General features: G+C 32.7%; 21 protein-coding genes. 15 read left to right on the top strand and 6 right to left on the bottom strand.

The features are described from left to right. The first annotated feature begins 71 nt into the window (after positions 1–71). From Q0807_RS02975 to Q0807_RS02960, 4 genes are all read left to right on the top strand, one after another. Positions 72–3557, top strand: a complete 3486-nt coding sequence (locus tag Q0807_RS02975; protein ID WP_299106226.1) for a methylmalonyl-CoA mutase family protein — start codon at positions 72–74, stop codon at positions 3555–3557. A gap of 131 nt (positions 3558–3688) precedes the next feature. Then, positions 3689–4162, top strand: coding sequence for an OsmC family protein (locus Q0807_RS02970; RefSeq protein ID WP_282032065.1), 474 nt, complete (start codon positions 3689–3691; stop codon positions 4160–4162). Positions 4163–4407: 245 nt separating this feature from the next. Beyond that, positions 4408–4947 (top strand): sigma-70 family RNA polymerase sigma factor, encoded by a 540-nt coding sequence (locus tag Q0807_RS02965; RefSeq protein ID WP_299106220.1) that lies wholly within the window; start codon positions 4408–4410, stop codon positions 4945–4947. A 60-nt stretch (positions 4948–5007) separates the two neighbouring features. Next, entirely contained in the window at positions 5008–5622 is a 615-nt protein-coding gene (locus tag Q0807_RS02960; protein ID WP_299106218.1) for a DEAD/DEAH box helicase, read from the top strand. Position 5623: 1 nt separating this feature from the next. Here Q0807_RS02960 and Q0807_RS02955 read toward each other — a convergent pair whose 3' ends face one another. Then, the gene (locus tag Q0807_RS02955) at positions 5624–6019 is read right to left on the bottom strand and encodes a hypothetical protein (protein ID WP_299106217.1); all 396 of its coding nucleotides are present in this window, start codon (positions 6017–6019) and stop codon (positions 5624–5626) included. Positions 6020–6136: 117 nt separating this feature from the next. Here Q0807_RS02955 and Q0807_RS02950 point away from each other — a divergent pair, with 117 nt between their 5' ends. Next, the gene (locus Q0807_RS02950; RefSeq protein ID WP_299106215.1) at positions 6137–6580 is read left to right on the top strand and encodes an Lrp/AsnC family transcriptional regulator; all 444 of its coding nucleotides are present in this window, start codon (positions 6137–6139) and stop codon (positions 6578–6580) included. Position 6581: 1 nt separating this feature from the next. Here the strand turns inward: Q0807_RS02950 and Q0807_RS02945 are convergent, their stop codons facing one another. Genes Q0807_RS02945 through Q0807_RS02935 form a run of 3 tightly spaced genes read right to left on the bottom strand, consistent with a single transcriptional unit; the run spans position 6582 to position 9151 of the window. Continuing rightward, entirely contained in the window at positions 6582–7556 is a 975-nt protein-coding gene (locus Q0807_RS02945; RefSeq protein ID WP_299106214.1) for a YpdA family putative bacillithiol disulfide reductase, read from the bottom strand. Between the two features lie 9 nt (positions 7557–7565). Then, a complete protein-coding gene (locus tag Q0807_RS02940; protein WP_299106212.1) occupies positions 7566–7943 on the bottom strand; it encodes a VOC family protein in 378 nt (125 codons plus the stop codon). Continuing rightward, the gene (locus Q0807_RS02935) at positions 7940–9151 is read right to left on the bottom strand and encodes an MFS transporter (RefSeq protein ID WP_299106210.1); all 1212 of its coding nucleotides are present in this window, start codon (positions 9149–9151) and stop codon (positions 7940–7942) included. The genes Q0807_RS02940 and Q0807_RS02935 overlap by 4 nt, the downstream gene beginning before the upstream one ends. A 235-nt stretch (positions 9152–9386) precedes the next feature. On the opposite strand from Q0807_RS02935, the gene Q0807_RS02930 reads away from it, so the two are divergent. After that, positions 9387–9989 carry a DUF1684 domain-containing protein gene (locus tag Q0807_RS02930; protein WP_299106208.1) on the top strand — a complete coding sequence of 201 codons (603 nt, stop codon included), beginning with the start codon at positions 9387–9389 and terminating at the stop codon, positions 9987–9989. 103 nt (positions 9990–10092) lie between these two features. Here Q0807_RS02930 and crcB read toward each other — a convergent pair whose 3' ends face one another. Both crcB and Q0807_RS02920 read right to left on the bottom strand, forming a co-directional pair. Beyond that, the gene (gene crcB, locus Q0807_RS02925) at positions 10093–10458 is read right to left on the bottom strand and encodes a fluoride efflux transporter CrcB (RefSeq protein WP_299106206.1); all 366 of its coding nucleotides are present in this window, start codon (positions 10456–10458) and stop codon (positions 10093–10095) included. A gap of 118 nt (positions 10459–10576) precedes the next feature. After that, positions 10577–11596 carry an SRPBCC family protein gene (locus Q0807_RS02920; RefSeq protein ID WP_299106204.1) on the bottom strand — a complete coding sequence of 340 codons (1020 nt, stop codon included), beginning with the start codon at positions 11594–11596 and terminating at the stop codon, positions 10577–10579. Positions 11597–11684: 88 nt separating this feature from the next. Here Q0807_RS02920 and Q0807_RS02915 point away from each other — a divergent pair, with 88 nt between their 5' ends. The 9 genes from Q0807_RS02915 to Q0807_RS02875 all read left to right on the top strand — a co-directional run bounded on the left by Q0807_RS02915 (position 11685) and on the right by Q0807_RS02875 (position 22623). Further along, complete coding sequence (locus tag Q0807_RS02915) at positions 11685–13721, top strand: dihydrofolate reductase (RefSeq protein ID WP_299106202.1); 2037 nt, start codon at positions 11685–11687, stop codon at positions 13719–13721. A gap of 316 nt (positions 13722–14037) precedes the next feature. Further along, a complete protein-coding gene (locus Q0807_RS02910) occupies positions 14038–15603 on the top strand; it encodes a phospholipase D family protein (RefSeq protein ID WP_299106200.1) in 1566 nt (521 codons plus the stop codon). A 162-nt stretch (positions 15604–15765) separates the two neighbouring features. Further along, positions 15766–17610: a hypothetical protein gene (locus Q0807_RS02905; RefSeq protein ID WP_299106198.1), complete on the top strand. Its 1845-nt coding sequence runs from the start codon at positions 15766–15768 to the stop codon at positions 17608–17610. A gap of 32 nt (positions 17611–17642) precedes the next feature. Continuing rightward, positions 17643–18365: a hypothetical protein gene (locus Q0807_RS02900; RefSeq protein WP_299106195.1), complete on the top strand. Its 723-nt coding sequence runs from the start codon at positions 17643–17645 to the stop codon at positions 18363–18365. Between the two features lie 35 nt (positions 18366–18400). Continuing rightward, entirely contained in the window at positions 18401–18916 is a 516-nt protein-coding gene (locus Q0807_RS02895) for a hypothetical protein (protein ID WP_299106193.1), read from the top strand. A 99-nt stretch (positions 18917–19015) separates the two neighbouring features. After that, the gene (locus tag Q0807_RS02890; RefSeq protein ID WP_299106191.1) at positions 19016–20218 is read left to right on the top strand and encodes an aspartyl protease family protein; all 1203 of its coding nucleotides are present in this window, start codon (positions 19016–19018) and stop codon (positions 20216–20218) included. A gap of 159 nt (positions 20219–20377) precedes the next feature. Next, positions 20378–20599, top strand: coding sequence for a hypothetical protein (locus Q0807_RS02885; protein ID WP_299106190.1), 222 nt, complete (start codon positions 20378–20380; stop codon positions 20597–20599). Between the two features lie 16 nt (positions 20600–20615). Beyond that, positions 20616–21110 (top strand): ATP-binding protein, encoded by a 495-nt coding sequence (locus Q0807_RS02880; protein WP_299106188.1) that lies wholly within the window; start codon positions 20616–20618, stop codon positions 21108–21110. Positions 21111–21135: 25 nt separating this feature from the next. Continuing rightward, on the top strand, positions 21136–22623 hold the full coding sequence (locus tag Q0807_RS02875; protein ID WP_299106185.1) for a pyridoxal-dependent decarboxylase: 1488 nt from the start codon (positions 21136–21138) through the stop codon (positions 22621–22623). Positions 22624–22634 lie beyond the last annotated feature (11 nt).

Raw genomic sequence — 22634 nt, 5'->3', positions numbered from 1 at the left:
TTTATCAATTGTTGCTTTAAATTTTTGAATATTCCTTAAATTTGTCGCTCAAAACAGCAATATTTTTACGAATGAAACAAGTTGCACCTTATAAGCCAAAATATAAAGTACGTATAGTTACTGCTGCATCGCTCTTTGATGGGCACGATGCTGCTATAAATATAATGAGACGTATTATACAATCTACAGGAGTAGAAGTGATCCATTTGGGTCACGACAGAAGTGTAGAGGAAGTTGTAAATACTGCCATTCAAGAAGACGCAAATGCTATTGCGTTAACGTCTTATCAAGGCGGACACAACGAGTATTTTAAATATATGTACGATTTGCTCAAGGAAAAAGGAGCAGAGCACATTAAAATCTTTGGAGGTGGAGGAGGAGTAATTCTTCCTGAAGAAATCAAAGAATTAATGGATTATGGAATTACCAGAATCTATTCTCCAGATGATGGAAGAGCATTAGGTTTACAAGGTATGATTAATGATTTGGTTGAGCAATCAGACTTTGCAATTGGTGATGTACTGAGTAATGAGGGAGACATACTTCCTACTAAAAACCCAAAAGCAATTGCGAGAGTAATTTCTTCAGCAGAAAACTTCCCAGAAGTTGCAAAAGCGACTTTAGATAAAATTCATATTAAAAATGCAGCTTCTAAAACTCCAGTTTTGGGAATTACAGGAACTGGTGGAGCAGGTAAATCTAGTTTAGTAGATGAGCTGGTTCGTCGTTTTTTAATAGACTTTCCAGAAAAAACTATTGGTTTAGTTTCTGTAGATCCTTCTAAACGCAAAACAGGAGGTGCACTTTTAGGAGATCGTATTCGTATGAATGCGATTAACAATTCTAGAGTGTACATGCGTAGTTTGGCAACACGTCAGTCTAATTTAGCCTTATCAAAATATGTTAACGAAGCCATTGAAGTTTTAAAAGCTGCCGAATACGATTTAATTATATTAGAAACTTCTGGTATCGGACAATCAGATACTGAGATTATGGAGCATTCTGATGTTGCCCTTTATGTAATGACACCAGAATTTGGAGCAGCTACTCAACTTGAAAAAATTGATATGCTAGATTTCGCAGATTTAGTTGCCATCAATAAATTTGATAAACGTGGTTCGCTAGATGCGCTTCGTGATGTTAAAAAGCAATACATGCGTAACAATAATCTTTGGGATGTACACCAAGATGATTTACCAGTTTATGGCACAATTGCGTCGCAATTTAACGATCCAGGAATGAATACGCTTTACAAAGCAATCATGGATAAGTTAGTAGAGAAAACGGATTCGGTTTTAAAATCGACATTCGAAATTTCTCAAGAAATGAGCGAGAAAATTTTCGTTATTCCACCTTCGCGTACACGTTATTTATCAGAAATAGCAGAGAGTAATCGTGCGTATGATAAAACAGCAAATACACAAGTTGAAGTTGCTCAGAAATTATACGGTATTTATAAAACTATTGGCTCTGTTGCTAACGTTAGCTTAATTGAAGACGAAAAGTCTTTTATTGGAAAGTTAGGTCTCAACGAAGACGCTGTTTTTGCAGAAGCCAAGAATGATAAAGGTAATGTCATTCCGACAGAAGGAGGAACGACTGACGAGGAATCTCAAAGAGATTTACTTAAGCTTTTAATTAAAGAATTTGACCGCGTAAAATTAAATTTAGATCCTTACAATTGGGAAGTTATTACAGGTTGGGATGAAAAAGTAAACAAATACAAAAATCCAATTTATAGCTTTAAAGTAAGAGATAAAGAAATAAAAATAGAAACACATTCTGAGTCGTTATCTCATTTACAAATACCAAGAATAGCTTTACCAAAGTATCAAGCTTGGGGAGATTTATTACGTTGGTCATTGCAAGAAAACGTACCAGGAGAATTTCCATATACTTCAGGATTATATCCTTTTAAACGTACAGGCGAAGATCCAGCACGTATGTTTGCAGGAGAAGGTGGACCAGAACGTACAAACAGACGTTTTCACTATGTAAGTGCAGGTTTACCAGCAAAACGTTTATCTACCGCTTTTGATAGTGTAACGCTTTACGGAAATGATCCCGATTTAAGACCAGATATTTATGGTAAAATTGGTAATGCAGGTGTTAGTATTTGTTGTTTAGATGATGCTAAAAAACTATATTCTGGTTTTGATTTAGCAAATGTAATGACATCGGTAAGTATGACTATTAATGGTCCTGCGCCAATGTTACTAGGCTTTTTTATGAATGCTGCCATAGATCAACAATGTGAGTTTTACATTAAAGAAAATGGTTTAGAAAAAGAAGTTGAAGCAAAAATTGCTAAGCTTTATAAAGGTAAAGAACGTCCTACCTATAATGGTGAATTACCAGAAGGAAACAATAGTTTAGGTTTAATGCTTTTAGGTGTTACAGGAGATCAAGTATTACCAGCAGATGTGTATGCCGAGATTAAAAAGAATACGATTGCTCAAGTTAGAGGAACGGTTCAAGCAGATATTTTAAAAGAAGACCAAGCACAAAACACTTGTATTTTCTCTACAGAATTTGCGTTGCGTTTAATGGGAGATGTTCAAGAGTATTTTATTGAGAATAATGTCCGTAACTTCTATTCGGTATCAATTTCTGGATACCATATTGCAGAAGCAGGAGCAAACCCAATAACACAATTAGCGTTAACGTTATCTAATGGTTTCACTTACGTAGAATATTATTTAAGTCGTGGTATGGATATCAATAAGTTTGGTCCAAACCTATCATTCTTTTTCTCAAACGGAATTGATCCAGAATATGCCGTAATTGGTCGAGTGGCACGTAAAATATGGGCAAAAGCCATGAAGCACAAATATGGTGCAAATGCAAGAGCACAAATGTTGAAATATCATATTCAAACGTCTGGACGTAGTTTACACGCTCAAGAAATTGACTTTAATGATATTCGTACAACGCTTCAAGCTTTATACGCTATTTATGATAACTGTAACTCATTGCACACTAACGCGTATGATGAAGCTATTACAACACCAACTGAAGAATCGGTTAGACGTGCAATGGCAATTCAATTAATTATAAATAAAGAACTAGGATTAAATAAAAACGAAAATCCAATCCAAGGGTCTTTTATTATTGAAGAATTAACCGATTTAGTAGAAGACGCAGTTTTACAAGAATTTGACAGAATTACAGAAAGAGGTGGTGTTTTGGGTGCCATGGAAACGATGTACCAACGTAGTAAAATACAAGAAGAAAGTTTATACTACGAAACGTTGAAACATAACGGGAAATTCCCAATTATTGGTGTAAATACCTTCTTAAGTAGTAAAGGGTCACCAACGGTTATTCCTGCGGAAGTGATTAGAGCCACTGAAGAAGAGAAACAATTTCAGATTAAAACGTTAGCGAACCTTCATGAAGCAAATGATACAACAGCATTGTTGAAAGATTTACAACAACGTGCCATAAACAACGAAAATATTTTTGAAGCTTTAATGGAAGTTTGTAAAGTATGTAGTTTAGGAGAAATTACGTCATCTTTATTTGAAGTAGGAGGACAGTATCGCAGAAATATGTAAGCAGAGAAACACTTTTCGATTTTTCGAAAAGTGAGTGAATCGCTTATCCCAAACTGGTTTTGGGATCTCAACGAATAAATCAAAAAAAGCGTTTCAATTGAAACGCTTTTTTTATATTCAATAAAAACAACATGTCGATAAAACATACTTTTAAAGCTACTGTTAACTGGGAAATCATTGATGGCGAAAGCACGCAAAACCCAAGAAACTTCAGTAGAAATCATGAGGTGATAATAGACAACAAAGCAACACCATTAAATGTTTCTGCAGCAAAAACCTTTAGAGGTGATGATAGTTTATACAATCCAGAAGATTTATTATTATCCGCTTTAACATCGTGCCACATGATGTCTTACTTATACGTTTGTGCTCAAAACAGTATAGAAGTCTTAAGTTATACAGATAGTGCTGAAGGTGATTTAGAAGTTAATGATAAAGGAAGCGGAAGCTTTAAAACCGTAAGATTAAAACCTGTTGTGACTATAAAGGATATTAATCAAAAAGAATTAGCGCTAAGGTTACATAAAGAAGCAAACAGCTTATGCTTTATAGCCAATTCTTGCAACTTTCCAATTACTCACAAAGCACTGATATTGGTTAAATAGTTCAGCTTCAATAAATATTCTCATCTTTTTTGCATCTTTTTTAGGATTATCTCGTCTATTATATGAACATAAAAAATAGATATCATGAAAAATAAAGAATGTACTTGTAACTGTGAAGGTTGCTCAAAAGGAAATTGTCAAAACTGTACATGTGAGAATTGTACATGTACAAATTGCAATTGTTAAATTAGTGTTAGTTCGGATGCAAAGTTTTGTGTCCGAACTAATTTTAATTACTTTAGAATATGACTACGAAAGATGTTTGGGGAATTTATGCAGAAGACATAAGACGCTTTATTTTAAGTAAAGTAAAGAATCCTGTGATTACGGAAGATATTCTTCAGGAAACTTTTATTAAAGTACACACGAAGTTACATACCTTAAAAGATGAAAATAAGCTAAAACCATGGTTGTTTTCCATTGCGCGCTATACTATTTTGGATTACTTCAGAATGAATAAAAAAGAAATTCCGGTAGAAGATTTAGAAATAGAATCAGAACCAGAACCTAAAGAGCATTCCGAGCAAGATTGCCTTAGAGGAATTATAAAAAGCTTGCCTAAAAAATATAGAGATCCTTTGTTTTTGTCTGATATAAAGGGCTTAAAACAACAAGAGGTTGCTAATCAATTACACTTATCATTACCAACGGTAAAATCTCAAATTCAACGTGCAAGAAAACAGATAGCGCAAGGATTTATGGATTGCTGTGGCTTTAAAATGAATGACGAAGGTCATTTAGTTGGAGAAATACAAGAGAAAGCCGACTGTAAAGTTTGTCAATAATAGTATCTTTGAAACTTCTATAGCTAAATTGTTAATCAAGCTATATTTATAAACAGTAAGATGTCTTTCAAAAAACTACACCCTTTATTAAAAGAATCCTTAGAAAACGCAGGATTTGAAACTTCAAATGCATTTCAGAAAAAAGTATTACCCACTTTAAAAGGAGGTTCAGATGCTTATGTGATTGCACCAAAAGGAAGTGGTAAAACTACAGCACTAATCATTGCAATTATTCATAAATTAAAAGCTACTGCTTTTGAGGATTCGCCACGTGTTATCATTACGGTAAAGGATAAAGAAGATGCTATAGCTTTAAAAGAAGAGTTTGAAAGATTCACTATGAATACAGACTTAAGAGTTTATGCATTGTATGATGAATACGATATTGACAAGCAAAAAACCGAAGTTTATTACGGACAAGATATCGTAATTGCAACACCTGCTCGATTAAGTAAACTTTATTTTTTAAATGGAATTCATTTAGGTGAAGTACAATTGTTTGCTCTTGAAGATGCCGATTATTTAGGACTTCACAATGGATATAATCACATTTTACGATTATCGGAAAGTCTAACTAAATGTCAGTTTGTTATAATTGCTGATGAAATGAATTCTAGAATTAAGAATTATCAAAATGCATTTATGAGCAATTCACATTTAATAAAGCAGAAATAATTTACAGCGTCAGCATCCAATGATTCTTCAGTTTTCTGAATTTTCTTAATTCACCTCTAAGAATTGGTAAATAATCTCTTCCATTACTATTAGATTTTTCTAATCGTCTGCAGTTACTATATAAGCGTGTTGTTAAACGGTCTAAACTTTCTAAATGTTTGTATTTTTTTGCTGAACAGCTTTCTTGCTCTGCATTAATAATTTCGGGTGCTAAATTTGTAGATTGTTGTACAATGTCACCTGTGAAATAAATGTGTTCATCTTCTGAACCGTCTGAATTTAAGTATGATAAGTCTTGACTTAGATAGGTGGAAATACTTCGAGAAAGCACAATAATATCCATAGCCTTTTTATAAACAGGCAAATCAGAAAAATGCGATGATAAGTTGTAACTCATAATTTCAATAGGAATACACACGAAATTAAGCACTAATTACTAAAGCTAACTTTAAATATTAAAGCAAAATTGTATATTTGCTTTAATATTTATGTTTTTATAGCCTAAAAGATTAAAATGAATATCGATGATCTAAATTGGAGAATTTTAAAGTGTCTTCAACAGAATGCACGCATGTCTAATGCAGAGATTGGGAGACGTGTAGGTATCACATCTCCAGCGGTTTCTGAGCGTATAAAGAAGTTAGAGGATGCTGAAATTATTCAAGGATATACCACATTCGTTTCGCCTTTAGATGTTGGTTATCAGTTTAAAGCACTTATTACACTAAGTGCATTTATGGGTATGCTAAAACCTTTTTTAGAAAAGGTAAAAACTTATGATGAGGTGGTAAATTGCTACAGAATTACGGGTAATGAAAACATAGTGATGGAAGTCATTTTAAAAAACCAAAGACACCTTCAGTCTTTTATTGATCAACTCATTATTTTTGGTGAAACTAAGACACAAATTGTACTTTCTCATGTTATTAAATACAGTGAGGTTAAGCCATTAAAATAATTTAACTGAGGCTCTTTTCTATGTGATTTGCAATAGTTTTAGCATGGATTCTAGAGTTTTCTATAAACCATTTATGTGTTTCTAAACCACCACAAATTACACCAGCTAAATAAATACCTTTAACATTAGATTCCATCGTATCAGCATTATAAATCGGTATTTGCTTTCCATCTTTTGATAGTTCAATTCTGGCTTTAGCTAAAAATTTAAAATTTGGTCTATATCCTGTAAGTGCAATTACAAAATCATTAGGAAGTTTAATATTGCCATTTGGTGTTTTAATAGTGATTTCTTCGGGTTCAATTTCTGTAATTTCAGAATTAAAATAGGCTTTAATACTGCCTTCTTCAATTCTATTTATAATATCTGGTCTTACCCAATATTTTACGCGTTCTCCAATAGCATCACTTCTTACAATCATAGTTACGTTGCCACCTTTTCTGTAAATTTCTAAAGCTGCATCTACAGACGAGTTGCTTGCGCCTACAATAGCAATATTTTGTAAGGTGTAAGGATGTGCTTCCTTGTAATAATGAAGCACTTTTGGTAAATCTTCACCAGGAATATTCAGTAAATTAGGTATGTCATAAAACCCAGTTGCAATGATTACTTTTTTAGTTTCATATTTGGCTTTATCTGAAATGACAGTAAATCCATTAGCTGTCTTCTCAAAAGTTTGAACGTTTTCAAATAAGTTAATATTTAATTTATTAGATGTTGTGACACGTCTATAATATTCTAAAGCTTCATTTCTGGTAGGCTTAGGATTATTGCTAATAAAGGGAATGTCGTCAATTTCTAGTTTATCAGAGGTTGAAAAAAAGGTCATGTTTAAAGGGTAATTAAATAAAGAGTTGGTTAACGCTCCTTTTTCAATTACGGTGTAATCCCAATTGTGCTTTTTACATTCTAATGCACAAGCAATCCCAATTGGTCCTGCGCCTATAATAATAACGTCTTTTTGTGTTGTGTTCATTTTGGTAATTTAATTTATGCGCCAAGGCGGACTTTTTCTATTTTTTCCTGCGTGGTAAATGATTATTGGGTTGCCATCAGGATCGTTTAAATGTGCTTCATGCCAAAGCCAAGATTCCTCTAAAATTTCAGAATTAAAAATAACACCTTTTTGTTGAAGTTCTGAAACCGTTTTAGAAAGATTTTCTACTTCAAAATATAAAGTGGTGCTTTTAATAGTGGGTAATTTTTCAACCTTATGAATCGAAAATGTAGCATCACCATCAGGACATTCAAACCGAACATATCTAGGTAAAGCATCTACAATAAGTAGCAAGCCTAAAGTTTTATAAAATGCGGTTGCAATCTCAACGTTTAATGATGATATGGTGACCTGGTTTAAATTCATGTTAATTCATTTTTAGAGATTAAAACGCGCTTTAAATACAATAAAAGTAAGATGCCTACAAGACCTAGTCCTGCCATAATATACCATGTGTTGGCATATCCAACAGTTGCTACTAATTTTAATCCTCCACTATGTCCAAAAACATTGGCTATAGCGAAAGCCATAACATACATCGATAAATATTCTCCAGATTTACCTTTTTTTGCTCTGTCCATAGCAAAAGCATTAGAAAAAGGGAATCCTATCATTTCACCAACCGTTACAAACAACATACCTATAATAAGTATGCCAATCCATGACGTTATATTAAGTAAATAAAAACTTATTGTTGTTAATAAAAGGCCTAGAAGTGTGAGACCAATTTTTGAATATTTTGAATCTTCTAACCATTTTATTAATGGCATTTCTAGTAAGAATATAAAAAAGCCATTAAGTCCTAAGAGTATTCCAATTTGAAGCTCAGTTAAGCCATGTACTTCTTTATAGTATAAAGGCATTGTGGAGAAATATTGCATAAATATGATTCCGAATATGATCATTGCTATAAAGAAAATCCAAAAAGGTTTATCCTTATAAATAGAAACAGGGTTTTCTATCTCTAGATTGTCAATTGGTTTAGCGACTCTTGGGTTTAAAACCATCATTAATAATATGGTTGCGAGAATGCATGTAATGCCATCAACCCAAAATAAGCCGCTATAACCTAGAAATGTTATGATTAGTCCACCAACAGCTGGGCCAGCTGAAAAACCTAAATTTATAGCCAGTCTTATTAAAGTTACAGATCTTGTTTTATTTTCTGGTTTGCTGTAAACACTCATGGCAACAAACATTGCAGGTCTAAAGGTATCTGCAACTGTCATCACTAAAAATATACCAATGCAAAGGCTATAAAATGTATTTAGATATTGTAATACTATAAATAGAAAACCAGTACTTAGGAGACTTCTTACCATAACTTTGTAATAACCTATTTTATCCGTTAGTTTTCCTCCTATCCAAGATCCAGCAACTGAGCCTAAACCAAAAGCAGCCATAATTAAACTTACTTCTGTTAGACTAAATTTTAAATCTTCTTTAAGGTATAAGGTTAAAAAGGGTATAACCATTGTGCCAGCTCTATTTACAAACGTAATTAGAGCGAGCCACCATACTTCTGTAGAAAGCCCTTTAAAGGTGTCGATGTAATTTTTAAATAATGTTTTCATTTTGGTGGTTGGTATAAAAATAAAAAGTCCGACGTTATCGTCGGACTTTTAAATATTGTTAAATAGTATATGTGTATAGCTACAATAGATAATGCATCCGAATGTTTTCCGAAGAATTCGTTTTGGTTTGCTTTGTATATCTAATGACTTGAAACATTATTTTTCTTTAATTACTTGACTCAAAGCTACAATAAATTTCTATATATCGTATTTTTGAAGCCTAAAATATTTTGCAATGAAGAATTTTGTTTTACTTTTTTTAATGGTTGTTTCATTTAGTTGTGCTCAAGAAATGAAAGAAATAAAAGGCGAAACAGCTTGGCAGAAAGAAATGAATGCTGACTTTAAAGATGCTACAAAGTCCCCTTTAAAAGATAAAGATAGAAAGACGTTTGAGGGTTTAGATTTCTTTAAATTCGATTCTACTTTAGTGGTCACGGCAACTTTAAAAAGAACACCAGATACAGATTGGTTTGAAATGAAAACCACTACAGATAGATTAGCTCTAGAACGTGTTTATGGTGTTTTAACATTTGAAATAAATGGAAAACCGTTTCAGCTTAATGTATACCAAGGAAAAGACTTAATGGTAAAAGAAGGATTTGAAGATCACTTATTTCTTCCTTTTTTAGATAATACAAATGGTACAACAAGTTATGGAGCCGGACGCTATATTGATTTAACAATCCCAGAAGGTGATACTATAGAAATTGATTTTAATACAGCTTATAATCCATACTGTGCTTATAATGAAAAGTATTCTTGCCCAATTGTACCTGGCGAAAATTATATTGATGCAGATATAGAAGCTGGTGTAAAGGTCTTTGCTAAACATTAAGATATTAGCTTAATTGTTTCAGAGACACGAAAAGGAAATCAATTAGGTTTTAATAGAATAAGAGATACAAGGATTGTTTAGTCAATTGTAGTTTCTCTAAAAGCTATTTAGTTAAATATATTCCCAAAAACACAGCTAAAAAGCCAACTACAAAACTCGCTATGGTGTAAATGGCAAAGCTCATAAAATCACCTGATTTTAAAAAAACGTGATTCTCATAAGCAAAGGTTGAAAACGTAGTGAAACCACCACAAAAACCTGTGGCTAAAAGTAAAGTCTGACTTTGAGATAACGTTTCGTTTTTTGCAGCAAGGCCTAGGATAATGCCAATAAGTAAACTTCCAACTATATTAGCCGCAAATGTACCATAAGGAATTCCGGTTTCAGAGTTATTGAGCCATTTTCCTATAATAAAACGTAAGGCACTACCAAATCCTCCACCTAGAAATACAAGTATTATTTGTTTCAAATTTATTCTTTTAATTTTTAGCTCTTAGCCTTTGGCTTGTTTCTCTTTGCGCTTCAGCACCTTTGCGAGAAATTTTCATTTAACTTCAAATTTCAAGCTTTTTTTATTTGCGACTTTTCTACTTAACTTCTACATAAATCTCAGTAACCCATTTTGCCGGATTTAACTCAGACATTGGATCCGTTAAATATGTTTCGAGCATAGATCCACCAGCAACCATTTCTAAATTATTATCTGCAATATATGCCATGGTCGTTTCCCAAGCTTCTTTAAGGTTAGAATAGTTGCCTTTTAAAACGGTTTTTACAGCTCTAAAAGATTCTAATTTTCCTGTTAAAATATCGGCTTCGTCTGTAGTTACTTTAGAGTTTGTTGGCACACAAGTAGAAAACATTACAGCATTATTTTCTTCGTCCCATTTATGGTATAAAATAAAAGGAGGTCCAGCCATTGTTACATTATGTGTCATAGCATAAGCACCAACTTTAGGCAACATTGTTTTCATGTTTTTTTCAAAGTCACTGAATTTACAAGACATGGTGTTGTACAAATAATAGCCACCACTGTGTTGTGTAATATCTTCAACTTTTATGCTGTAAACTTTCATTTCGGCTTGTACAACGCTATCTAATAAAACTAAGCCTCTTTCAAAATGAGGACCAATTTGCTTTTCCATGCCACCCATAAATGCTGAGAACATTTTAAATTTAAAGGGTAGATTTTTTCCAGTAATTGTCCAAGTCACTTCTGTTGAGCCATCTGCATTCGGTTCAAAATTCCATTCAATATCAGATTTCGGAAATTCACCAAATTGCATTTCTTGAGAAATGTTTTTTGGTGGTTTAGTGTCAATAGTTGTCATGCTACCAATACCATCTTCATCTTTCCAAGTGTAAGAGCCACCAATGCCATTTGTTTTTTCGCCTAAAGTAATTATGGTTACAGGTTTTTCTTCAACCCAAGAACTCCAAGATTCCCAGTTTTTAAAATCTATCACATTATTGTAGATAACAGACTGTGGTGCATTTATGGTTTTGGTTCGTGTTACTTCAAAAGAGTTGGGTTGTACAGCAACATAAATTGATAATCCAATAACTAGGATGAGCAATAAGAAGAGCACGTATTTAATGGCTTTCATCTTCGGGAATTATTTTGTGTTTATCAAAGATAGTCATTTTAGATATGTGATATATATGTTATCTTTGGTTTCAACTAAAAACTATAACATGAATATAAAATCACTATTTAAAATTTGTCTTTTTGCCCTATTCATAGTGGCATGTAAGAATGAAGTAAAACCAGATTTAGCTGAAACGGTTGAAGCTGTTGAGCAAGAATTCAGTTTTAATGTAGAAGAATTTGCAGACATCAAAGTATTGCGTTACCAAATACCAGGTTGGGAAAACCTAAGCCTTAAAGAGCAAAAGTTAGTGTATTATTTAACACAAGCAGGTCTTGCAGGTAGAGATATGATGTGGGATCAAAACTACAGACATAACCTTACAATTAGAAAAGCATTAGAGAATGTTTACACAGAATTTAAAGGTGATAAATCTACTGAAGATTGGGGAAATTTTGAAAGCTACCTAAAGCGTGTTTGGTTTAGTAACGGTATTCACCATCACTATTCTAACGCTAAGTTAGTACCAGAATTTTCAAAAGACTATTTAAATGAATTATTAGCAGCTACCAATACCAAATTAGAAGGTGAAGCATTAGACGTTATTTTTAACGATAAGGATGCTAAAAAGGTAAACCAAGCTAAAGGTGTAGATAATGTATTAGAATCTGCTGTGAATTTTTATGGTCCAGATGTAACCAATAAAGATGTTGCTGATTTTTACAAAACTAAAAAATCACCAGACCCAAAGAAACCTTTATCTTATGGTTTAAACTCTCAGTTAGTTAAAGAGAATGGTGTTTTAAAAGAGCGTGTTTACAAATCTGGAGGACTTTACGGTTCTGCTATTGATAAAGTTGTAAGCTGGTTAGAAAAAGCGCAAGGTGTTGCAGAAAACGAAGCACAAGGCAATGCTTTAGGCTTGTTAATTAAGTATTACAAAACAGGTGATTTACAAACTTGGGATGATTACAACGTGGCTTGGACAGCAGCTACAGAAGGTAATATTGACTACATTAATAGTTTTATTGAAGTGTATAACGACCCAATGGGTTACAGAGGTTCTTACGAAACAGTGGTACAAATCAACGATTTTGATATGTCTGAAAAAATGGCTGTAGTTTCTGGAAACGCACAATGGTTTGAGGATAATTCACCATTAATGGACGAGCACAAAAAGAAAAATGTTGTTGGTGTATCTTACAAAGTCGTTAACGTTGCAGGTGAAGCTGGTGACGCATCGCCAAGCACACCAATTGGTGTTAATTTACCAAATGCAAACTGGATTAGAGCTGCAGTAGGAAGTAAGTCTGTATCATTAGGAAACATCATTCACGCTTACAATAATGCTGGTGGTTCTGGTCGTTTAAAAGAATTTGTACACGATGAGGAAGAGTTACAACTAGAAGAAGAATACGGACAATTAGCAGATAAATTGCATACTGCGTTGCACGAAGTAATTGGGCATGCCTCAGGACAATTAAATCCTGGAGTTGGTGAAACTAAAGAAACGTTGAAAAATTACGCGTCTACTTTAGAAGAAGGTCGTGCCGATTTAGTTGGTCTATATTATTTATACGATTCTAAATTACAAGAATTAGGTTTAGTTGAAGACTGGAAAAAAGTTGGAATGGCGGCTTACGATGGTTACATTAGAAATGGTTTAATGACACAGTTAATTCGTTTAAACCTTGGTGACGATGTTGAAGAAGCACACATGAGAAACAGACAATGGGTTTCTGCTTGGGTTTTCGAAAAAGGAAAAGCAGACAACGTTATTGAAAAAGTTACAAGAGACGGAAAAACGTATTTTAATATTAATGACTATGAAAAGTTACATGCTCTTTTCGGTCAATTATTAAGAGAAACACAACGTATTAAATCCGAAGGTGATTTTAAAGCTGTAGAAGCTTTAGTAGAAGGTTATGGTGTAAAAGTAGATCAAGCATTACATGCTGAGGTTTTAGAACGTAACAAGCAGTTTCCTTCGCCTCCTTACAGTGGTTTTGTAAACCCTGTTTTAGTACCAGAAACTAATGACGCTGGCGAAATTACAGCAATCAAAGTAACGCAACCAAAGGCATTTGCAGAGCAGATGTTAAATTATAGCAAAAACTATAGCCATCTTCCTGAGGTGAATTAATTAGTTGAAATTATATGTTTTAAAAAGCACTTACAGAAATGTAGGTGCTTTTTTTATATTTACAGAAGCCTGTTTGTACCAATTAATAAATGTGTGGTCAAATTTATAAGCTATTACTTTTTAGTTAGAGTCTTTGTTATATTTACAAAAGAACAATCTTTATAGAATTCGTCAGTTCGAGTGAATTTTACGATTGAAATGAGTGAAATTAGTATCGAGAACAAGAATTTGTCCTCAAAACCCTTAGGTTAAATTGTCCCCTTCAGAGGACTTTAGTGGTGTTTTTAAGAGAATTAAAATAGAATACAAAACAACAATGCAGAACAATAAAAGTTACTTTCAATACCTAAAAGGAAAACAAAATATCTTGTTTTTATTTTTCATTTCACTAGTTCTAGCATCCTGTAATAACCAACCCAAAACAACACCAGAAACCGATTTTTGTGCCAGCATTCACAGAGATGAAAGCACTTCATTAACCAAAGAACTCGCAACGCTTACAGAACAAATGGAAACCCAAACAGGTGTTTATGTTTTGGAAGACGGAAGTGGTTCTATGGTAGCCAGAGCTTGGCTTAGCGAGTATGCCGAAGAAACCATAGACATTCAATACTTCATTTTTTCAATGGATAACGTAGGTCTCATTGCTTGCGATTATCTCATTAGAGCAGCAGATCGTGGTGTAAAAGTGCGCATCCTTGTCGATGATATTATGGTAGATGCAGATATACAAGATATTTTAACTTTTGCGTCGCATAAAAACATTACCGTTAAAATCTACAATCCTGGTGTTAACCTTGGGAAAAACCTGTTTAATAAAATTGAAAAATTTACAACCGATTTTAGGTCTGCCAATCAACGCATGCACAACAAAACCTTTATTGTAGATGGCAAAGTAGCCATTACAGGAGGTCGTAATATTGCAGACGAATATTTTGATTACGACCACGAGTATAATTTTAGAGACAGAGACATTCTGTTGTTAGGGAAAGTATCACAAACCATGAATACCTCTTTTGAGCAATTCTGGACCAACGCTTTAAGTAAAGATGTCACCACAATAATAGACGATTTACCAACCAACGCAACCGCAGAAAACAGATTCGATAATTTGCACGAGTATGCTTGTAATCCTGAAAATTTTTGGCCACAAGTAAGAGATCGTATTGCCAACTTACCAAACACCTTTAAAACCATTAACGCGTCTGGTAATTTAGTTTGGTTAGACGATGTGCAATTTATCTCAGACATACCAGGTAAAAATGATGGCGAAAACGGACTAGGAGGAGGCGGACTTTCTACTACAGCATTAATAGAGTTAGTAAAAAACGCAAAATCATCTATAGAGATTCAATCACCATATTTAATAACAGGCAGTTTATCGCAACGTTTATTTAAAGAAGCCACAGCACGTGGTGTAAAAGTGAGAATCCTTACTAACAGTTTAGCCTCAACCGATAATTTAGAAGCCTTTAGTAGCTACCAAAGCAATAGAGAAACTTTATTAAAAACAGGCGTACGTATTTTTGAGTTTAGACCAGATGCAGAAGAGCGCATTAGTATAATGACAGGCGAACTGCAAGCCACCTTAGATGACAAACCCATTTTTGGTTTGCACGCCAAATCTATGGTGATAGATAACAAAATAACTGTAGTTGGCACCTTTAATTTAGATCCAAGAAGCGCTAATTTAAATACCGAATGCGTCGTAATTGTAAACTCACCACAAATCTCAGAAGGTGTTTTAAAAGGTATGGAAATAGAATTTAAACCTCAAAACTCATGGGAAACGACTTTAGAGTATAACCCAGATGCTGAGGTAGATAACTACAAACGTATAAAAACGTGGACCCGTAAAATTTTACCGAAGGCTATTTTGTAGTAGCTTCTTTTTTATTTGAAATATACGTAGATCTACGTATAGGTTGCTTGTGTATTATTTCTTACATTTATAATTAAAATAATTACTGCTTTTGATTTAGTATGTTCATTTGAAATAGATTGAATAAAAAGATAAATACACCGTATTAAAAAATCAAACTATATGAAATTAGAGAAAATTTTAGATAAACTCGGTTCGATAGAAAAAAATTCATTTATAAAAATTATAGATAATATTATTTCGAAATCTCCCAGAAATGCTAAAGAAATTGAGAAGATATTAAGTTCATCTGATAAAGGATTGAAATCGGTCGATAATCAGAATATTTCGAATATTTTTTCATTGACGGAAAAAGAATTTCAAGATTATATTCATTGTGAATTTCAAGAGATAACATCACAGTTAGATATTTTAATAGATATCATCATTCGTGATGGTAATTGTATAATGAAACAAGATTGGTTTTCGAGATTGTATGAAACCGAAATTAAACAATTGAAAGTTAGGATTAAGGGACTAAATAGCGATTTTGAAAATGATAAATCAGAATTAAGTGCAGTTCGAAAACGTGATTATAGAATATATAAATCTTGCTTAGAAACAGCTTATAAAAATGACATTGATAATAATCGAGATGCAAAAATCACATCAGATGAATTGTCAATAATACTTACACTTTCAAGACAATTAGGACTTTCCCAAGAAGAGATTAAATTGATAAATTATTCAATTTTACCAATAAAAAAACTCGATATCCAAGATGTTATAAAAGGTCTTAAAAATATTGGTGTAATCTTTTTCTCTAATAAAGAAAACACAATCTATGTTGCAGATGAGATGGTTAGAATATTGCGTAAAGTACGAGAGAAGGAAGTTGCAACTAAATTTTATAGAAGAACTTTGAAATTGTTAAGAGAGCCAATAATTAATCAAATTGGAAGAGAACATAATATAGATAGAAAACTTCCTTATGCTCAAAAAATTGAAGAAATCATAAAGGAAGGTGTTTCTTTTACAAGTCTATTGTTAGATGATATTTATAAACAAGAGAGTACTTTAACTGAAAAGAAAAAGACTTTAAACGAACTTTGTGAAAAAGGTCTCAATATTTCAAACTTGAAAGGAAGTACGTTAGATGACAAAATAGGTAGCCTGATTTTACATTTTGAAAATGTAGAGCGTGATGAAAAAGTAGGTATATCGTTGGATGGGTTTGATAAATTACTGACCGAATTAAATAGTTCCTTACCCAAATTAAACAAACAAATAAAGGTGCAATTCGAACTGCAAGATGAATTTGTTTTAAAAGCAGATTTTTTGCTAGATTATAATATTAAACCCAGAGATATTTTAGATTTAATTGATAAGCCAGATTTAGCGAAATTCATTAAAGACAATGGAATAAAACAACGTGGAGATGATATTTTAAACATTCTAGAGCATTATAAAGATGTTGAGAATTTGTATTTAGAAAATTATGAAAATGTTGCTTACAGAAATTTAAATCTTTTAAAAGAAAATGGGATTATAGTAAAAGAAAGCGAACTTGGTATAAAGTTCGAGGAATTAACTAAAGTTATTTTTAAAGGTTTAGGTTTTAATGTTGATGACGTATTTAAAAACCAGCTTAATACTAAAAAGGATATGATAGATATTCTTTTAAATTTAGGTAATAATGAAGTAATTATTGTTGAATGTAAGACGAGTAAGGAAAGAGGCTATAATAAGTTTAGTACGGTCTCAAGGCAATTAAAATCTTATCAGAATTTAGCACTTAAGAATAATCTACGTATTGTGAAAATTTTGCTTGTAGCGCCTGAGTTTAGTGATGATTTTGTTACAGATTGTGAAATGGATACAGAAATGAATTTATCACTTATTACAGCTTCTACTTTATCAAATATTTATGAGGCATTTAAAACATCGAAATATTCAGAATTTCCTCATGTTTTATTCAGAGATATTGTAATAAATGAAGAGAGAATATTGAAAGCTTTAAGTAAATAATTATAAACAAAAATCAATCACAACCCAAAAAAATGAACATCAAAAACATCACAAAATCAATTTTCTTTATACTTTTTAGTGTACTATTATTTACAGCCTGTGAAACTGACAGTGACTCAGATACCGAAACAGAAGAACCAATGGTTATAGAGCGTTACTATTTTACGGGTACTTTAGATGGTGAGGAACTTAATATATTCAGAAATTTTTATGATGTTGTAGGTTATGTTGATCCTAATTATAGGTCAATGGATTATGGTGGTAGCCAAACTAATGATATTGCCGTTTTTGGTGAACCAGGAACAGGCTATTGCTATGGACGTTATGCTTGCGGATTAGTGTTTTATGATTTTCAAGAAAATCCAGACCAGTTAGATGAGGCAAAAATGTATTTGTCTAAAATTCCGGTTGGCGAGTGTAGCTTAGAAAATGAATTGATTGGTATTAATAATTTCTTAGAACTAGATAGCTATACTTATGATACCTACTATGAACAACCTTCGGTTATTAATAATGTGGCTTTAGATTTCTTTCCTGGTGACGAGGAGAATGACCTCGTTTATTTTTCGTCGCGTTTTGGAGATAATACAGACGCATCATTTACGGTAACGTCAGTATTAGAAGAATCAGATGGTGTGTTTATTATAGAAGGTACTTTTAGTTGCAAGTTGTATAAGTTTAATGACGAAACGGAATATAAGGTGTTAGAAAATGGTGAATTCAGAATAAAAATCAGAAACAATCTAGACGAATAAGAATAGCCTAATCATAACTAAATAAACGCCTAAATATGAAAATTAAAAACATCCTAATCGCCTTCGTACTAACGCTTTTTGTTGCTCAAACAAGTTGGTCGCAAACATTTAATATCCCAGATAATGTAAAATTAGAAGTTGCTGAAGACTATGTAAAGCATGAGCAACGTATTGTAGAGTGTATTAATTGGTTAGAAAATACACCAATGAGCGAGGAAGCGGATAAAAGGCTTATGGCAAATGCTTATTTAATGAAATGGGCAACTGGTACACCAACGGTTACTATTTCTATGCAATCGTTTCAGGTAGATTTAACGACTAAAAACCCTGAGCTTTTAATGATTTTTATTGGTGGTTGGATAAAATATGCAATTGAAAATCCAGATGATAAAGATAATGTTGAAGCTGGTAATATTTCTGGTATTAATAGTCTAATAAAAGTTTATTATGCCAATAAAGGCAATGGTTTAAAGAAAGATAAGCGTATTGAGAAATTAATAAAAATGGATGCTTCTGAGCTCCAAAATTGGGTAGCTGAGCAATTAAAATAAAGCATCTCAGGCAACCATAACAATAAAATTAGCGTCTAGTATAGAAAAGGGATAAACCATTGTTTATTCTATTCATTAATCAATCAAAAAACGCTAACCATGAAATTAAATCAATTATTCTATTCGTTCATTATTTTACTAACACTATCTAGTTGCGCAACTTCAAACATTGACAAAGTGTTAAAGCAAGGCCATGTGGCTCAAGAAAATTTTAAAACAACCATTCCTTTTACATATGTTAATGGTTGGATTGTTTTAGAAGTAGAAATAAGAGATAAGGCTTATAATTTTATTTTAGACACAGGTGCTTCAAATATTGTAACAACAGAATTTGCTGAGGAGCTGAATTTAAAAGTGCTTGGTGCTGAGGATATAGAAGATGTTAATGACACTAAAAATTCAACCGAATATTCAATAATCGATAATGTTAAAATAGGTAATGTCAATTTTCAAAATACAATTACAGGTATTGCTGATCTTAATAAGATAACAGAAGTCAGTTGTACAAAAATTCATGGGCTTATTGGTTCTAACTTAATGCGAAAAGCCGTTTGGGATTTCGATTTTCCGAATCAGACCATCACCATAGCTAATGACGAAAGTAAATTAGACATTCCAACAGAAACTATAGATTCTAAAATGTATATCGGAACTGCAGGTATACCAGCAGTCACACTAGAAATTAATGGACAGAAAGTATTAAACAATACCATAGATTTCGGAAATGGTGGAACTAACCTATTAAGAGGAGACTATTTTGTAAAACAAAAGGATGCCAATCTTATTACAAAGTATGTAAAAGGAAGTCAAAAAGCGTTTGGTGGATTTGGCCGTACTGAAGAGAAACCATTTTACCATACAATGGTTAATGAATTAAAAATTGGGAATCATACAGTCAATAATTTATTTACAACTGTAAAAAGCGGTGCTGGTAATAACTTAGGTTTAGCATTCTTTAAAAACTATAGAGTCATCTTAAACTGGAATAAGAAAAAACTGAGACTGATAGAAATTACTAAAGCAGGTAACGATGCTTATAACACCTATGGTTTCTCTATGTTTTATAATGAAGACAATGTTTACGTAAATGCCATTGTAGAAACATCTAGTGCGTCTAAGGTTTTAATGCAAGACGACATTATATTGAGTATAAATGACACCAATTATGCTAATATTGTAGAGGAAGAATATTGCAGTATCTATAGTGATAGTTTTGAGCAAAGAACAGAAGCATTATCCATTACGATTTTAAGAGAAGGAGAAGAATTGACATTCGATTTATTAAAAACTGAATTATTTTAAAAAGTACGAATTATAATAAAATGCATTTATAAGTAAAACCACTTTAGTTTTAAATCTAAAGTGGTTTTACAGTATGTACATAATTTTGCTAGCGCTCGTTTGTAACGAGTGCACACAAGAGTAAGAAACTGTTGTATATTGCAGTAATAAACAATTACTATGAAACTAAACCTATTATCCTGCGACGCACAACGACCAGATAAGAGAGCAATTGCTAAATGTATTACAGAGATTTCTAATGTTAATGGCTCTTTGGCTAACGAATTTACAGATATACTCTTAGAAGGCGATGCTGTAGATATTGAAGTAAGCGACAAAAATTCTGGTTCTGCCTTAAGAGCCTTGCGTAAACTAGATATTGATTACGAAATAATAGAATAAAAATTAAGCACATAAAATGATTCACTTAATAGTAGGCAATACAGGTTCTGGTAAAACCACGTACGCTAAAGAATTAAAAAAAAGCATTAATGGTATTGTGTTTTCAATTGATACATGGAATAATGTATTATTTCTTCAAGATAAAAAAGAAACTGATGGTTTAGATTGGTTTTTAGAACGCATTGAACGGTCCGAACGTGTGATGTTAGATTTAATTCATCAGTTAGAAGCTTCAAAAACAGATACTATCTTAGATTTAGGATTGGCTAAATTTGGACATCGCGAAAAGTTTAGAAAATTCGCAGAAATGAATAACTATGACATAAAGCTGCATTTTTTAGATGTTTCTAAAGCCAAACGATTAGAACGCGTAATGAAAAGAAACGCAGAACGAGGTGATACTTTTGAGTTTGAAGTTACCCAAGCTAATCTAGATTTTATGGAAACCTGGTTTGAAAAACCAACAGAAAATGAAATGATTGATGCGTTTTTAATTAAAGATGAAAACTAAATAGTATTAACTAAAAAGTCTGACTATGGACAAGCGAGAAAATGCAATTGAAATTAGCAAAACAGAATTTCAAAAAATAGGCTACCAACTCATTGATACCATTTCAGAATTTCTCGACGATATTTCCGATAAACCAGTAACCACAAGTAAGTCGCCAAAAGAGTTGCAAGAGGTATTAGGTAATGCCTCATTACCAAAAGAGGGCAAACCAGCAGATCAATTATTAGCATCTGCTTCAAAATTATTATTTGATAATTCGTTATTAAATGGTCATCCTAAATTTTTCGGTTTTATTACGTCCTCAGCAGCACCAATTGGCGCATTAGCAGATTTATTAGCAGCTTCAGTGAACCCTAATGTTGGCGGACAAATTTTAAGTCCGATGGCAACCGAAATAGAAAAGCAAACCATTAAATGGTTGGCAGAATTTATAGGGGTTTCGCCAAGTTATGGAGGCGTTTTGGTAAGTGGAGGTAATATGGCAAATTTTACCGCTTTTTTAGCTGCAAGAACCGCAAAAGCACCAAAAGACTTAAAAGAAAAGGGACTCTCAAATATTTCAAAACAATTAATTTCTTACTGTTCTAAATCTACGCATACATGGATAGATAAAGCAGCGATTTTATTTGGTCATGGTAGCGATTCTATACGTTGGATTCCTACGGACGCTTCAAATAAAATGAATACTCATATTTTAGAACAAACAATTAAAGAAGATGTAGCAAAAGGACATCAACCTTTTATGGTTGTTGGTACAGCAGGTGATGTGAGTACAGGTGTTGTAGATAACCTAGAAGCGATTGCTGCCATATGTAAAACCAAAGATTTATGGTTTCATATTGATGGCGCTTATGGAATACCAGCAGCAGTGATTCCTGAATTAAAAGCAATGTTTAAAGGCGTAGAAGCAGCAGATTCTATTGCGTTAGATCCACATAAATGGTTGTATAGTCCATTAGAGGCTGGTTGTACATTGGTTAAAAATCCAAAACATTTAATAGATACCTATAGTTCGCATCCAGAATATTATAATTTCAGTTTAACTGAAGAAGGAGGTTCGCTAAACTATTTTGAGTATGGTCTTCAGAATTCAAGAGGCTTTAGAGCGTTAAAGGTGTGGTTGGCATTACAGCAAAATGGTAGCGATGGTTATGTAAAGTTGATAAGTGAAGATATAGCCTTATCAAAATATTTTGCTGAATTGGCGGATAAGCATACGGAATTAGAGTTAGTTACTCAAAACTTGAGCATTACCACATTAAGATATATTCCTGAAAATCTTGAGTTAGCAGGCGAAAAAAGAATTGAATATCTAAATACACTCAACGAAACCTTAGTCACTAAACTACAAGAAGGTGGCGAACTATTTTTGTCTAACGCCATTGTCAATGAACACTATTGTATGAGAACTTGCATCGTTAATTTTAGAACGACTAAAAAAGATATTGAAGAGTCTATTGCTATTATTGTGAAAGAAGGACTAAAAACTCATAAAGCAATAAGCGGATATTAGCCGTTTTTATG

Origin of the sequence: uncultured Winogradskyella sp. (assembly GCF_947495255.1) — a bacterium.
Classification (GTDB): domain Bacteria; phylum Bacteroidota; class Bacteroidia; order Flavobacteriales; family Flavobacteriaceae; genus Winogradskyella.
This window is presented reverse-complemented; position numbering and strand designations above follow the sequence as displayed.